This is a genomic window from Pseudomonas sp. 15A4, assembly GCF_016925575.1.
Taxonomy (GTDB): domain Bacteria; phylum Pseudomonadota; class Gammaproteobacteria; order Pseudomonadales; family Pseudomonadaceae; genus Aquipseudomonas.
On the sequence record NZ_CP068986.1, the window covers coordinates 630,410 to 644,246 of the forward strand.

The window sequence follows — 13,837 nt, forward strand, 5'->3', positions numbered from 1 at the left end:
GCAAGATTGCCTCTGGAGTTAGTTGGCCCAGCGCAGTTGCGTGGGCAGCGGTGAAGTCGGTTCGGGGTCGGGCGGGTTGCCTGGCAGCGACAACACGCGATTGAGCACTTCGGTTTCCAGCGCGGCGAGTTGGTAGGAGCCCCGCGCCCTCGGACGGGCCAGATCCACCTGTAGATCAAGCCCGATACGGCCCTCTTCGATCAGCAAGACTCGGTCGGCAATAGCGACTGCCTCGCTGACGTCGTGGGTTACCAGCAATACGGTGAAGCCGTGCTTCTTCCACAGGTTCTCGATCAGCTGCTGCATCTCGATTCGGGTCAAGGCATCCAGCGCGCCAAGGGGCTCGTCGAGCAGCAACAGGCGCGGCTGGTGAATCAGCGCACGCGCCAGCGCCACGCGTTGTTTCTGACCACCTGATAATGCCGCCGGCCATTCATTGGCGCGCTCGGCCAGGCCCACGGATTCCAGCGCTTCCAACGCTTTGCCACGCCAGTCGCCGCTGAGGCCAAGGCCGACGTTGTCGATGATCTTTTTCCAGGGCAGCAAACGCGCTTCCTGGAACATCAGTCGCGTGTCTTCTCGCGCATCCGCCAGCGAGCCGTTACCGGCAAGCAGTTGGCCGCTCGACGGCTGATCGAGGCCCGCCAGCAGGCGCAGTAACGTGCTCTTGCCGCAGCCGCTTCGGCCCACGACCGCCACGAACTGGCCGGCCGGGATGTGCAGATCGATATCTTTCAAGACTTCCCGCGAGCCGAAGGTCTTCTTCAGCTTGCGGACCTGCAAGGGGATCCCGCGCAAGAGGTTTGCCGGTTGTTGGAGATTGCTCATTGCGCGCCACCTTTAGCCACTTGATACGCCGGGTGCCAACGCAGGCAGACCCGTTCCAGACCACGCGCCGCGAGGTCTGCCAGTTTGCCGAGTACGGCGTAGAGGACGATCGCCAGTACCACGACGTCGGTCTGCAGAAACTCCCGAGCATTCATCGCCAGATACCCGATGCCGGAGCTGGCCGAGATGGTTTCCGCAACGATCAGCGTCAACCACATAAAGCCCAGCGCAAACCGCACGCCGACCAGAATCGATGGCATCGCGCCCGGCAGAATCACGTGCCGGAACAGCCCGAAGCCGCTCAAACCGTAGCTGCGGGACATTTCCACCAGCGCCGGATCGATATTGCGAATGCCGTGATACGTGTTCAGGTAAATCGGGAACAGCGTGCCCAGCGCGACCAGAAATATCTTCGCGGTCTCGTCGATGCCGAACCACAGGATGACCAGCGGAATCAGCGCCAGGTGCGGGACGTTGCGGATCATCTGCACAGAGCTGTCGAGCAGGCGTTCGCCCCATTTCGACAGCCCGGTGATGAAGCCGAGCGCCAGGCCGATCCCTCCACCGATGGCGAAGCCGATCCCGGCACGCCAGCCACTGATTGCCAGATGGGTCCAGATTTCGCCGCTGCGCACCACCGTGACGCCGGCCTCAATCACTGCGCTCGGGGCTGGCAGAATGCGGGTAGACAGCCAGCCTGCGCTGACCGCCAGTTGCCATATCGCCAACAGCAGGACCGGTAGCAACCAGGGCGCCAGTCTGTGGGTGATTCTTTCCACGCTCATGGAGTTGTCTCCTTCCAATGCCGGGCTTACTGGGCTTTCGCGACAGCAGCGGGTGGCGTCCAGATCACATTAGCGATGCGCAACGGTTTAGGGATCAGCTTGAGCTGGTAGAAGGTGTCGGCGATTTTCTGTTGGGCGGCTACGGTTTCGGGCGTGATGAACGAGGCGCCGTAGCCCTGACGTTTCACCGCCGTGCGGGTAATGTCTTCCGGCAGGCCGAGCAGCGGCGCGACCTGCTTAGTCACTTCCTCCGGGTTGGCCTTGGACCATTCGCCGACGGCGCGCACTTCTTCAACCAGGGTCTGGATCACCTTGGGATGCTGCTGCGCATAGGGTTTGGTCGCCAGGTAGAACTGGTTATTGTCGACGATGCCTGTTCCGTCGCGCAGGGTTTTGGCCTGCAGCTGCTGCTCGGCGGCGGCCTGGTACGGATCCCAGATCACCCAGGCATCGACGCTCCCGCGCTCGAAGGCTGCACGGGCATCGGCGGGCGGCAGGAATACGGTTTGGATGTCGGTGTACTTAAGACCGGCGTCTTCCAGCGCGCGGACCAGCAGGTAATGGACATTGGAGCCTTTGTTGAGGACGACTTTCTTGCCTTTGAGGTCTTTGACCGAGCTAATCGACGAGTCCTTGGGCACCAGAATCGCTTCGCTGGTGGGCGCAGGCGGTTCGGAGGCGACGTACACGAGATCAGCGCCCGCGGCCTGGGCGAACACGGGTGGGGTTTCGCCCGTCACACCAAAGTCGATCGAGCCCACGTTCAGGCCTTCGAGCAATTGCGGGCCACCGGGAAATTCGGTCCACTGGACCTGCACCCCTTGATCGGCGAGCTTTTTCTCGAGCGAGCCTTTTGCCTTGAGCAGCACCAGCGTGCCGTATTTCTGGTAACCGATGCGCAAGGTATCGGCCTGGGCCTGAGTAAGGGCGCCGAAGGAAACCGCCGCCGCAAACAGAGCGACCAGGCCTCGACGCAAATTAACGGTGCCCATGGCACGCTCCTTTGCTGTGTAGCTATCAGGTGGCACCTGCTCGTCCGATGGCGGACCAGTAAGGCAGAAAGGGATTCATGGCTGGCGATCTCGCCAGGACGGAGAGACCATAACAGGGGATAGTTATTCTCTAAAATCATATTTATTCATTTGGTTAGCACCAAAAGGAATATGCGTAGGTGGCTTGTACTCTGAGTGCGAATGGAATTGTGGGAGCGGGGTTGCTCGCGAAGACTGGCTTTCATTCTTCACAGAAAGTGGCTGCATGCCCCGGCCCCTTCGTGAGCAAGCTCACTCCCACATAGGTGGGAATTCCTTCGTGGATGGCGCTTACAGCACAAAAAAGGGCCGACAAATCGGCCCTCACGTGCTGCTCAAAGCGGGTGTATCAGCGGTTCGGCTGTGGCGTCAGGCGCAGGTACGGCGTGACGGCTTTATAGCCTTTAGGGAAGCGTTCCTTGATCTCCGCTTCATCCTTGATAGACGGCACGATGACGACGTCTTCGCCATCCTTCCAGTTCGCCGGCGTCGCGACTTTATAGTTGTCGGTCAGCTGCAGGGAATCGATCACCCGGAGGATCTCGTGGAAGTTACGCCCAGTGCTGGCCGGGTAGGTGATCGTCAGGCGGACCTTCTTGTTCGGATCGATCACGAACAGCGAGCGGACCGTCAGGGTTTCGCTGGCATTGGGGTGAATCAGGTCATAGAGCTCGGAAACCTTGCGATCTTCGTCCGCCAGGATCGGGAAGTTCACAAGGGTGTTCTGAGTGGTGTTGATGTCGCCGATCCACTTGGTGTGGGATTCAGCCGAGTCCACGGACAGGGCAATCGCCTTGACGTTGCGCTTGTCGAATTCGTCTTTCAGTTTTGCGGTGAAGCCCAGTTCGGTGGTGCAGACAGGCGTGAAGTCGGCGGGGTGTGAGAACAACACCGCCCATTTGCCACCCAGCCATTCGTGAAACCTGATCGGTCCTTCGCTGGAGTCCTGTTCGAAGTCGGGTGCGATGTCGCCGAGTTTAAGGCCCATACGTTGGTGCTCCTTGGTGATGATTCATCGGTTTACTGTGCATGCCAGCATCTGAAAGCAAAAGGAACGATTCGTGCTGAATGGCATTGTTTCAGGCATAAAAAAGCCCCGCCGAAGCGGGGCTCTTTTCAACACATTACGCTTACTTGAACGCGTAGGTGTAGTTGAGGACCAGACGGGTCTGGTCGGTGTCTTGCTGGCTAGCGTACAAATCGGAATCAGAACGCAGGTTGGCGCGACGCAGCGTCACACCGAAGCCCTTCATGAGGCCTTCTTGGAACACGTAGTCGATACGCATGTCACGTTCCCACTCCGAACCCCGACCCAGCGATGCGCTTTGCAGACGGATCTGATCGCCATGCAGGTAAGCAATCGCAGCTTTCAGACCAGGCACGCCCAAACGTGCGAAGTCGTACGAGTACTGGCCGAACTTGGTCTTCTCACCGGTGCGGGTGAAGTTGGTGATCATGCTGTCAGTGAACAGGTAAACGCTGTTACCACCCTCACCTTCGTTACGACCGCTGGCCGAGCCATTGCGGGTGACGCTACCGTTGTTCATGATTGGCATGGCGCCGCTGTCACTGACAGACTGGTAGCCCAACAGGAATGCGTTGCCACCCAAGGTGTAGGTGAACATTGCAGTCCAGGTGTTGTTGTCGACTTCGCCGTTGTCACTGTAGCCGTTGTTGAACTTGTAACCGGTGTTGACAGTTTGGCCGTTCTTGCCATCGGAGGTGCTGTGGAAGTAGCGCAGGTCGGTCTTGAACGACTGGTCTTCAGCGATTGGCAGGACGTGTACCAGGCCGAGGAACTGCTGCTTGTAATAATCTTCCAGGTTGGCGTAGTAGTACTGAACGGTCAGGTCTTTGGTGACTTTGTAATCACCGCCAGCGAACTGGAAGTTGTTGGAGCCTTCGGTACCAGCGTTCAGGGACATATCAGCGTAGTTGCTGGACGCACGACCCGCAGCCTGAGTCAGCTTACCGGCGGTCAAAGTCAGGCCATCGATTTCTTTGGAAGTGACGATGCCACCCTCGAAGGTCTGAGGCAGCAGACGACCATCGTTCGATACGAGGATCGGCAGGTTTGGCTGCAAAGCGTTACCTACTTTCAGCTCGGTCTTCGACAGCTTGACCTTGGCGTTGGCACCAGCGCGGGCCCAGTCAGCAACTGGCGAACCGTCGGAGCTGGTTGGAGACACGCTGTTGGCGGTAGTTGGAAGGCGGTTGTCGATACCACCGCTCAAGTTGATGCCGTACATGCCTTGAACGTCGAGACCGAAACCAACGGTACCCGGGGTGTAGCCCGAGATGAAGTTGAACAGGAAACCCTGGGTGGTCTGACGCTGATCCTGACCTTTGAGAGTACCGCTAGCGTTACGGTTCTCACGCGGATCTTGTTCGAAGTACAACGTACGGGAACTGAGTGTCGCTTTGCTGTCATCCAGGAAACCGGCTGCACCAGCCTGAGTAGCCAAGACACCTGCGTATACGGCCAAGGCCAGGGTGGACTTCTTCATTGTGTATCGCTCCTCGTGAATCTAATTTTTGTAGTTCCCGGGCCCGAGCCTAAGGCTCAAAACCGAGGATGCGCGATTAGCGCCGGACCTGACTCGGCGAGTCAATGGCCCCAAGACTAATTGACTAGACCGCGTTACAGCTGGCTGCAAGGTAAGGTAGATCCTTTAAACCTAAAAAGACTTGTAAGACCTGCTTTTATGCCAAGCAGTTATATGTCACAAGCCGTTTCAGCCGTCCGTTGCGGAGTGTATCGGCCCTAATCCCTAATTCCCAAAACATATTTCAGTGCCGTTCGTCAGATCGATAGGTTTGGGCGGGTCGTACAACAGGAACTTGACCGGCAAGTCACGGTCGGCCTGCGAAACCAGGTGAGAATTGCCGCTCCAACCTGCTGAAATACATGAGATTTCTTCGCCGCTAGCCGCATTCATTGCAGTTGTCACCCTGCCTTTCGTCTGTTTCCGAACGACGCAGGGCGAAAAGCTCATTCGCGACACAGCCCCCGTTAAACTCGTCGCCTCAACCGTGCAGTCATCCCACATCAGCCTGTTAAAAATGCGCCATCCCTGCGGAGACATCGTTTAGCGGGCGTCGCGATCGTATTTACAAATTGTGACGTTTAGATGAACTGTCTAGCGGAACAGTGCTTTTTGTTCTGGGCTTTAGGGGCTGTCGGGCACGGGCAGAAGGAAATTAGCGCTAAGGAAATTCCAAAAGGTTATTTATTTCGATTTTCTTAGATCATTTACGCTCTGCGGCATTCGAAGGCGGTGTGCCTTTCCACGGAGCCTCACCATGAAACTGCTCAACCCTTTACGCGTTCTGGCGGCCTTGTCCCTGGCCGGCTCAGTGCTCTTCGCCCAAGCCGCCGATTTTACCGTCGCCTACCAGACCACCGTGGACCCGGCAAAAGTCGCTCAGGCCGATGGCGCCTATGAAAAGGCGACAGACTCGAAGATTTCATGGCGCAAATTCGATAACGGCGCGGACGTGATCACGGCGATCGCGTCCGGTGATGTACAGATCGGCTATCTCGGCTCCAGTCCTCTCACTGCGGCGGCAACGCGCAAAGTACCGGTGGAGACCTTTCTGATCGCCACCCAGATCGGCGCTGCCGAGGCGCTGGTTGCGCGTAATGGCTCCGGCATCAACGGCCCCCAGGATCTGATCGGGAAGAAAATCGCCGTGCCGTTCGTATCCACGGGCCACTACAGCCTGCTCGCGGCCCTGAAGTACTGGAAGATTGATCCGGCGAAAGTGACCATCCTCAATCTCGCCCCACCAGCGATTGCGGCGGCGTGGAAGCGCGGCGACATCGACGCCACTTACGTCTGGGACCCGGCGCTCGGCGTGGCCAAGGAGACAGGCAAAGTGCTGATCACGTCGGGCGAGCTGGCGAAAGTCGGCGCACCGACCTTTGATGCGTGGATCGTGCGCAAGGACTTCGCTGACAAACACCCGGAAGTCGTCAAAGCCTTCGCCAAGACCACACTCGACGCCTATGCCGCCTACCGCAAGGATCCAGCAGCCTGGCTGGCGGACGCCAGCAACGTCGACAAGCTGGTGAAGCTATCCGGCGCCAAACCTGGCGACATCCCCGGCCTGTTGCAGGGCAACGTCTACCCGCTGGCGGCTGACCAGGTGACCGAACTGGGCGCGCCGACCACCGACGCCATCACCAAGACCGCCGCGTTCCTCAAGGAACAGGGCAAGGTCGACGCAGTGCTAGCTGATTACACCCCTTACGTGAGCGCGAAGTTCGTCACCCCGTAAACGAAAACGTCCACCCGATACCGCGCCGGCTTCGACGGCCCTGCCGCTCGCGCACATCTATTAAAGCGGAGTCCACGCCATGGCTTTGTTACAGCTGGAGCGCATTAGCGCACAGTATCCCGGTGCGGCCGAACCGGTGCTGTCGGATATTTCCCTGACCCTCGGTCCGCAGCAGCTGCTGGTTGCCCTGGGCCCATCCGGCAGCGGCAAGACTTCGTTGTTGAACCTGATTGCCGGGTTCGTCACGCCCAGCGCAGGCCGCATCACCCTTGATGGCGCACCGGTTAACGGGCCCAGCGCCGAGCGCGGCGTGGTGTTTCAGGATGATGCTTTGCTGCCTTGGCAGGACGTGTTGACCAATGTGGCATTCGGACTTGAGCTGGCGGGCGTGCCCCGGGACAAACGTGAGACGAAAGCGCGGGACATGCTGGCGCTGGTCGATCTCGCCGGTTTCGAGAAGCGGCGTATCTGGGAATTGTCCGGCGGGCAGAAACAACGGGTGGGCCTCGCCCGGGCGCTGGCGGCCGATCCGCGGGTGCTGCTGATGGACGAGCCTTTCGGCGCGCTGGACGCCTTTACCCGTGAACAGATGCAAGAGCTGCTGCTGCAGGTGTGGCAACGCAGCGCCAAGCCGGTCTTCCTGATCACCCACGACATTGAAGAGGCGGTGTTCCTGTCGACCGATCTGATTCTGCTTGCGCCGAACCCTGGTCAGATCGTCGAGCACCTGAAGCTCGACTTCGGTCAGCGTTACAGCGCAGGTGAATCGGCCAGAGCCATCAAGTCCGACCCTCGTTTCATCGAAACCCGCGAGCACGTGTTGGCTCGAGTCTTTTCCCAGCGGCAAGGCGTTCGGGAGCAACGGGCATGAGTCTTTATCAATCGCCGGAGCCGACACTCACTCGCGCGCCGTTGAAGACCGCGCCGCGCCACCCTCCTCCTTCCATGTGAGCACTCGCACCATCAGCGTGTTGACCCTCGCTGTCCTGCTGGGCAGTTGGTGGCTCGTCACAGCCTTTGAATGGGTCGAACCGCTGTTCCTCCCGCCCCCGTCCGCCGTGCTGGAAAAAGCCTGGTTGTTGATGACCAAAGGCTACATGGACTCCACGCTGTGGCAGCACTTGGGGGCGAGTTTGCAACGCATCGGACTGGCGCTGTTCTTCGCCGTGCTGACGGCCATTCCCGTTGGTATTGCCATCGGTCATAACCGCATCGCGCGTGGGATTTTCGACCCGCTGATCGAGTTCTACCGCCCGGTGCCGCCGCTGGCCTACCTGCCGTTGATCGTGATCTGGTGCGGCATTGGCGAGTTCTCCAAGGTCCTGCTGATTTATCTGGCGATCTTCGCGCCCGTTGCGATTGCCACTGCGACAGGCGTGCGCACGGTCGACAAGACGAAACTGCGCGCGGCTCAATCCCTTGGCGCCAGCCGCTGGCAGCTCATCCGCCACGTCATCCTGCCCAGCGCCCTGCCCGACATTCTCACCGGCGTGCGCATCGGCCTGGGCGTGGGTTGGTCGACGCTGGTGGCAGCCGAGTTGATTGCCGCCACCAGTGGCCTGGGTTTCATGGTTCAGTCCGCTGCGCAGTTTCTGGTGACCGATGTGGTGGTGCTGGGAATTTTGGTCATCGCGCTGATCGCCTTCGCGCTGGAGATGGGCCTGCGCGCGCTGCAACGCAAGCTTGTGCCATGGCACGGCCAGAACCACTGAATCCCGGACATTACTGACTACGCCGACACCTCGGCGCCTAATACACGAGAACACCATGAGCATCGACATCCACCCGCTCAGCCCGGCATTGGGCGCACAGATCAGCGGCATTGACCTAAACCGCGACCTGACCGGTGAGCAACGCAACGTCATTGAACGGGCGCTGCTTGATCATCAGGTGCTGTTCTTCCGCGATCAGCCGATCACGCCGCAGCAACAGGCGCGATTCGCCGCCAACTTTGGTGACCTGCACATCCATCCGATCTACCCCAACGTGCCGGAACAGCCTGAAGTGCTGATTCTCGATACCGCGGTCACTGACGTGCGCGACAACGCCGTCTGGCACACCGATGTCACCTTTCTACCGACGCCCGCGCTGGGCGCAGTCCTCAGCGCCAAGCAGGTGCCGGCTTACGGTGGCGATACGTTGTGGGCGAGCGGCATCGCGGCCTTCGAAGCGCTGTCCCGGCCGATGCAGACGTTGCTCGACGGCTTGACCGCGACCCATGACTTCACCCGGTCATTTCCGCTGGAGCGCTTTGGCAATACGGCTGAAGACCTCGCGCGCTGGGAGGAGACCCGCCGCAAGAACCCGCCGCTGTCGCACCCGGTGATTCGCACGCACCCGGTCAGCGGTCGCAAGGCGTTGTTCGTCAACGAGGGTTTCACCACGCGGATCAATGAACTGGAAGCTGCCGAGAGTGAGGCCATTTTGAAATTGCTGTTCGCCCACGGCACGCGACCGGAGTTCACCCTGCGCTGGCGCTGGCAGGCAAACGACGTGGCCATGTGGGACAACCGCGTGACTCAGCATTACGCGGTCGACGATTACCGGCCGCAGCGCCGAGTGATGCACCGCGCGACGATTCTGGGTGATGCGCCGTTTTAACAAGACGCCGGCAAGCGCGCTGATGCTTTTAGTAGGACCGGCTTCAGCCGGGAAGAAGCCGGTAGGTGTGCCGTAGACTTGTGGCCGCTTTAGGGCGTGCATCACTTTGGTTAGTCAGCACGGGCAAATGCGCGAATAGCGTGCAAAAACGCTCACCAAACGTCCAACTCCGAAAGCGGATTCGAACCTCACCTAGATGCAGGCAGTGAAATGGCGCGGCCTACAAGGCCCTAAACCGGGCGCCTGTAAGACATTACGAATATTCCTACGGACATTTCCCAAAACTGGCACGCACGCTGCAATAGGTTATACATCACCAGTTTTGGGGACCTTGGTACAGGCAGGCCGGGGATTCCCCTCTTTTATTCCTCCCGGAGACTGACCTCCAGTCTCCAGCGCCCGTCCTGGGTCGCACCGCGCCAGTCGCCGTGCAGAGGACGGGCCGCCAGCAAGTTCAGCAACAACCCCTTGTCACTTCGTTGCACCCTCCAGCGCACATCTTTGCCGTTGAGCTTCAGTTCGCCTTTGTGCGCCTGACCCTGGGCGTTGAACAGCAACGCCACCGCGCCATCGATGTGTTCACCATGAAGCTGCGGCTCGCGGTTAAACCACACGGCAACGCCGTTAGGCAGCACTTCAATGGTTTGCAGCTGGATGGGGTCCGGGGTCGTCACGCGGCCGATCATCAGCCCGACCATCACACCAACAATCGCCACCGAGCCCAGAAACTTGGGCCATAGCTTCGGCCTGGGGTCTTCTTCAGGGGTAGAATGCATCCCGTCCTTTCGTTCGGAGCCGTGCATGTTTCACGTGATCCTTTTTCAACCAGAAATTCCGCCGAATACCGGCAACATCATCAGGCTCTGCGCCAATAGCGGCTGCAGCCTGCATTTGATCGAGCCGCTGGGTTTCGAGCTGGATGACAAGCGCCTGCGTCGAGCCGGCCTTGATTACCACGAATACGCCACGCTGCATCGTCACGCCGACCTGCCAAGTTGCCTTGAAACCATCGGCCAGCCTCGGCTGTTTGCTTTTACCACAAAGGGCTCGCGGGTTTTCCACGATGCGCAATTCCAGGAGGGCGATGCTTTCCTTTTCGGCCCGGAAAGCCGAGGGCTGCCGCCGGAGGTGCTGGATCCGCTGTCGAGCGACCAACGCCTGCGCCTGCCGATGCGCGAAGGTTGCCGCAGTCTGAATCTGTCGAATACCGTCGCAGTGGCGGTGTACGAAGGCTGGCGGCAGTTGGGCTTCAAGTAACCCACCCGCAGCACCGTCGAATGCCGCCCACAAAAAAGCGCCCATTACAGGCGCTTTTTTATTGCAGCGACAACGCTTACTGAACGGTAGGCGTTGGCGTTTCGCCGCTTTCCTGCATGCGTTGCAGTTCTTGCGCGTACAGGGCGTCGAAGTTCACCGGGGCCAGCATCAGCGCAGGGAACGAGCCACGGACAACCAGACTGTCGATGGTTTCGCGAGCGTACGGGAAGAGGATGTTCGGGCAGAACGCGCCCAGGGTGTGGCTCATCGAGCTGGCATCCAGGCCCTTGATCAGGAAGATACCGGCTTGCTGCACTTCAGCGATGAACGCGATTTCTTCGCCGTTCTTCACTTCGACCGACAGGGTCAGCACGACTTCGTAGAAGTCATTTTCCAGCTGCTTCTGACGGGTGTTCAGGTCCAGGCTGACGCTCGGGGTCCATTCCTGACGGAAGATCGCCGGGCTTTTTGGCGCTTCAAACGACAGGTCGCGGACGTAGATGCGTTGCAGGGAAAACTGCGGTGCTTCTTCTTCGTTGGAAATGGCGCCGTTATTCGGTTGATCAGTCATCTCAAATCCTTACATTGAGGTCTTGTAGGCTTCCGGGCTGTGCAAAAAACCATCGTTTCCACATTCCGGTTCGAATTCAGGCGCTCAGCAGCTTGTCCAGCTTGCCGGCGCGCTCCAGCGCGAACAGGTCATCGCAACCGCCCACATGGACCGAGCCGATCCATATCTGCGGAACCGAGGTACGCCCGGCTTTCTTGGTCATTTCAGCGCGAATCTGTGGCTTGCCGTCGACCTTGATCTCTTGGAAGCCGACACCCTTGCCCGCCAGCAGCGACTTGGCGCGGGAGCAATAAGGGCAATAATCGCTGGAGTAGACGACGACGTCGGTCATTTCACTTCACCAGCGGCAGGTTGTCACCGCGCCACGACGAAATACCACCGGACAGCTTGGCGGCATTGAAGCCCACCTTTAGCAGTTCACGGGCGGTATGGCCGGCGTGCTGGCCAGCGGCGTCGACGATGATCAGGGTTTTAGGCTTGAATTTCTCGAGCTCCGCCGTGCGGGTCAGGATTTTGTCTTGGGGGAAGTTCACGGCGCCGACGATGTGGCCGGCAGTGAAGTCTTTCTTGGCGCGGACGTCGATGACAACGGCTTCATCGCGGTTGACCAGGGCGGTCAATTCGCCGGTGCTCAGGCTGCGGCCGCCTTTGCTAAGCTCGGTTGCGATCAGAAGGCCCAGCAGGATGACGAAAGCACCCGTCAGCAAATAGTGATTCGTGGCAAATTCAATCAGGTGAGCAACCATCATCGGGTTCCAGGGCGTTAAAATGTCGGCCAGTATACACAGCCCCCAAGGTGGGCCAAAGCCCGTACGGCAGTGACGTCGTTTAGCTTGTTGCTGATTTGAACTTGTCCCTAAACTGTCGATCTTTTTTCTACTTCACCTATTAGCCAAGAGTGGGATTCATGACTACCACGCCTAAACCTCTGGTTCTGATCATCCTTGACGGCTTCGGTCACAGCGACAGCCACCACGGCAATGCGGTCTACGCAGCGAAGATGCCGGTCTTCGATCGCTTGTACCAGACCATGCCAAACGGCTTGATCTCCGGGTCCGGCATGGATGTCGGTCTGCCTGACGGGCAGATGGGCAACTCCGAAGTCGGCCACATGAACCTGGGCGCCGGCCGCGTGGTGTATCAGGATTTCACCCGCGTGACCAAAGCGATCCGCGACGGTGAGTTCTTCGAGAACCCGGCTATCTGTACAGCGGTCGACAAGGCCGTAGCCGCTGGCAAGGCCGTGCACATCCTTGGCCTGCTGTCCGACGGCGGCGTTCACAGCCATGAAGATCACCTGGTGGCGATGGTCGAGCTGGCCGCCAAGCGTGGCGCCGACAAGATTTACCTGCACGCCTTCCTCGATGGCCGCGACACGCCACCGCGCAGTGCCCATCAATACCTGCAGACCATGGAAACGGCCTACGCGCGCGTGGGCAAAGGGCGCACCGCCACGATCATCGGCCGTTACTTCGCCATGGACCGCGACAATCGCTGGGACCGTGTCGAATCCGCCTACAACCTGATCGTTGACGGCACCTCGGAATTCCACGCCGACAACGCCAAGGCCGCGCTGGACGCCGCTTATGAGCGCGGCGAGAACGACGAGTTCGTCAAAGCCACCAGCATCGGCGCGCCGGTGACAGTCGAAGACGGCGACGCGGTGGTGTTCATGAACTTCCGCTCCGACCGTGCCCGCGAACTGACCCGCGTATTCGTCGAAGACGATTTCGCGGACTTCGCCCGTCGTCGTCAGGCCAGACTGGCCGGCTTCGTCACGCTGACCAAGTACGCAGCCACCATCGACGCGCCGGCGGCGTTCGAAAAGGCCGGCCTGCACAACGTGCTCGGGGAATACCTCTCGAACAACGGCAAAACGCAGCTGCGCATCGCCGAAACCGAAAAATACGCCCACGTGACGTTCTTCTTCTCCGGCGGCCGTGAAGAACCCTTCCCCGGCGAAGAGCGCATCCTGATCCCTTCACCAAAAGTGGCCACTTACGACCTGCAGCCGGAAATGAGCGCGCCGGAAGTCACCGACCGAATCGTCGACGCCATCGAGCATCAGCGTTATGACGTGATCGTGGTCAATTACGCCAACGGCGACATGGTCGGCCATAGCGGGATCATGGAAGCAGCGGTCAAGGCCGTTGAGTGCCTGGACATCTGCGTCGGCCGCATCACTCAGGCGCTGGAAAAAGTCGGCGGCGAAGCGCTGATCACCGCCGACCACGGCAACGTCGAACAGATGACCAACGAGGAGACCCACCAGCCTCACACTGCCCACACCACTGAGCCGGTGCCTTTCGTTTATGTCGGCAAGCGTGATCTGAAGGTGCGCGAAGGCGGCGTGTTGGCCGACGTGGCACCGACCATGCTGATGCTGCTCGGCATGGAAATCCCGACCGAAATGACCGGTACGCCGATTCTGGTCGCCAAGTAAGCCTCTCGAACCGGTCCGCCAGTCGCTGACGGGCCGGTTT

General features: G+C 59.6%; 14 protein-coding genes and 1 pseudogene. 6 read left to right on the top strand and 9 right to left on the bottom strand.

The window, feature by feature from the left end:
* Positions 1 to 18 precede the first annotated feature (18 nt).
* The 5 genes from ssuB to JN403_RS02715 all read right to left on the bottom strand — a co-directional run bounded on the left by ssuB (position 19) and on the right by JN403_RS02715 (position 5,151).
* Positions 19 to 828 (bottom strand): aliphatic sulfonates ABC transporter ATP-binding protein, encoded by an 810-nt coding sequence (gene ssuB / locus JN403_RS02695; RefSeq protein WP_122622883.1) that lies wholly within the window; start codon positions 826 to 828, stop codon positions 19 to 21.
* Positions 825 to 1,613 (bottom strand): aliphatic sulfonate ABC transporter permease SsuC, encoded by a 789-nt coding sequence (gene ssuC / locus JN403_RS02700; protein ID WP_205485094.1) that lies wholly within the window; start codon positions 1,611 to 1,613, stop codon positions 825 to 827. Before ssuC ends, ssuB begins: the two co-directional genes overlap by 4 nt.
* 26 nt (positions 1,614 to 1,639) lie before the next feature.
* Positions 1,640 to 2,605 (bottom strand): sulfonate ABC transporter substrate-binding protein, encoded by a 966-nt coding sequence (locus JN403_RS02705; protein WP_205485102.1) that lies wholly within the window; start codon positions 2,603 to 2,605, stop codon positions 1,640 to 1,642.
* A 388-nt stretch (positions 2,606 to 2,993) separates the two neighbouring features.
* A complete protein-coding gene (locus JN403_RS02710; RefSeq protein WP_205485105.1) occupies positions 2,994 to 3,632 on the bottom strand; it encodes a peroxiredoxin in 639 nt (212 codons plus the stop codon).
* A gap of 142 nt (positions 3,633 to 3,774) precedes the next feature.
* A complete protein-coding gene (locus JN403_RS02715) occupies positions 3,775 to 5,151 on the bottom strand; it encodes an OprD family porin (RefSeq protein WP_122534002.1) in 1,377 nt (458 codons plus the stop codon).
* A gap of 796 nt (positions 5,152 to 5,947) precedes the next feature.
* On the opposite strand from JN403_RS02715, the gene tauA reads away from it, so the two are divergent.
* The 4 genes and pseudogenes from tauA to tauD all read left to right on the top strand — a co-directional run bounded on the left by tauA (position 5,948) and on the right by tauD (position 9,526).
* Positions 5,948 to 6,925 (top strand): taurine ABC transporter substrate-binding protein, encoded by a 978-nt coding sequence (tauA, locus tag JN403_RS02720; protein WP_205485106.1) that lies wholly within the window; start codon positions 5,948 to 5,950, stop codon positions 6,923 to 6,925.
* Between the two features lie 79 nt (positions 6,926 to 7,004).
* Positions 7,005 to 7,796, top strand: coding sequence for a taurine ABC transporter ATP-binding subunit (gene tauB, locus JN403_RS02725; protein WP_205485108.1), 792 nt, complete (start codon positions 7,005 to 7,007; stop codon positions 7,794 to 7,796).
* Between the two features lie 76 nt (positions 7,797 to 7,872).
* Positions 7,873 to 8,637, top strand: a pseudogene (gene tauC / locus JN403_RS02730) (taurine ABC transporter permease TauC); the annotation flags it as partial.
* 55 nt (positions 8,638 to 8,692) lie between these two features.
* Complete coding sequence (gene tauD / locus JN403_RS02735; RefSeq protein ID WP_205485116.1) at positions 8,693 to 9,526, top strand: taurine dioxygenase; 834 nt, start codon at positions 8,693 to 8,695, stop codon at positions 9,524 to 9,526.
* Positions 9,527 to 9,888: 362 nt separating this feature from the next.
* Here tauD and JN403_RS02740 read toward each other — a convergent pair whose 3' ends face one another.
* Positions 9,889 to 10,329, bottom strand: a complete 441-nt coding sequence (locus JN403_RS02740) for a hypothetical protein (RefSeq protein WP_205485119.1) — start codon at positions 10,327 to 10,329, stop codon at positions 9,889 to 9,891.
* On the opposite strand from JN403_RS02740, the gene trmL reads away from it, so the two are divergent.
* Positions 10,328 to 10,783 carry a tRNA (uridine(34)/cytosine(34)/5-carboxymethylaminomethyluridine(34)-2'-O)-methyltransferase TrmL gene (gene trmL, locus JN403_RS02745; protein ID WP_205485129.1) on the top strand — a complete coding sequence of 152 codons (456 nt, stop codon included), beginning with the start codon at positions 10,328 to 10,330 and terminating at the stop codon, positions 10,781 to 10,783. The two genes, JN403_RS02740 and trmL, sit on opposite strands and share 2 nt — an antisense overlap.
* A gap of 76 nt (positions 10,784 to 10,859) precedes the next feature.
* Here the strand turns inward: trmL and secB are convergent, their stop codons facing one another.
* The 3 genes from secB to JN403_RS02760 form a co-directional block, all read right to left on the bottom strand.
* Complete coding sequence (gene secB, locus JN403_RS02750; RefSeq protein ID WP_065987376.1) at positions 10,860 to 11,354, bottom strand: protein-export chaperone SecB; 495 nt, start codon at positions 11,352 to 11,354, stop codon at positions 10,860 to 10,862.
* Between the two features lie 76 nt (positions 11,355 to 11,430).
* The gene (gene grxC / locus JN403_RS02755) at positions 11,431 to 11,685 is read right to left on the bottom strand and encodes a glutaredoxin 3 (RefSeq protein ID WP_122534009.1); all 255 of its coding nucleotides are present in this window, start codon (positions 11,683 to 11,685) and stop codon (positions 11,431 to 11,433) included.
* A gap of 1 nt (position 11,686) precedes the next feature.
* Complete coding sequence (locus JN403_RS02760; protein ID WP_122534010.1) at positions 11,687 to 12,100, bottom strand: rhodanese-like domain-containing protein; 414 nt, start codon at positions 12,098 to 12,100, stop codon at positions 11,687 to 11,689.
* Positions 12,101 to 12,261: 161 nt separating this feature from the next.
* Between JN403_RS02760 and gpmI the strand changes: the two genes are divergently transcribed.
* Positions 12,262 to 13,797, top strand: coding sequence for a 2,3-bisphosphoglycerate-independent phosphoglycerate mutase (gpmI, locus tag JN403_RS02765; protein WP_205485131.1), 1,536 nt, complete (start codon positions 12,262 to 12,264; stop codon positions 13,795 to 13,797).
* The last annotated feature ends 40 nt before the right edge of the window (positions 13,798 to 13,837 follow it).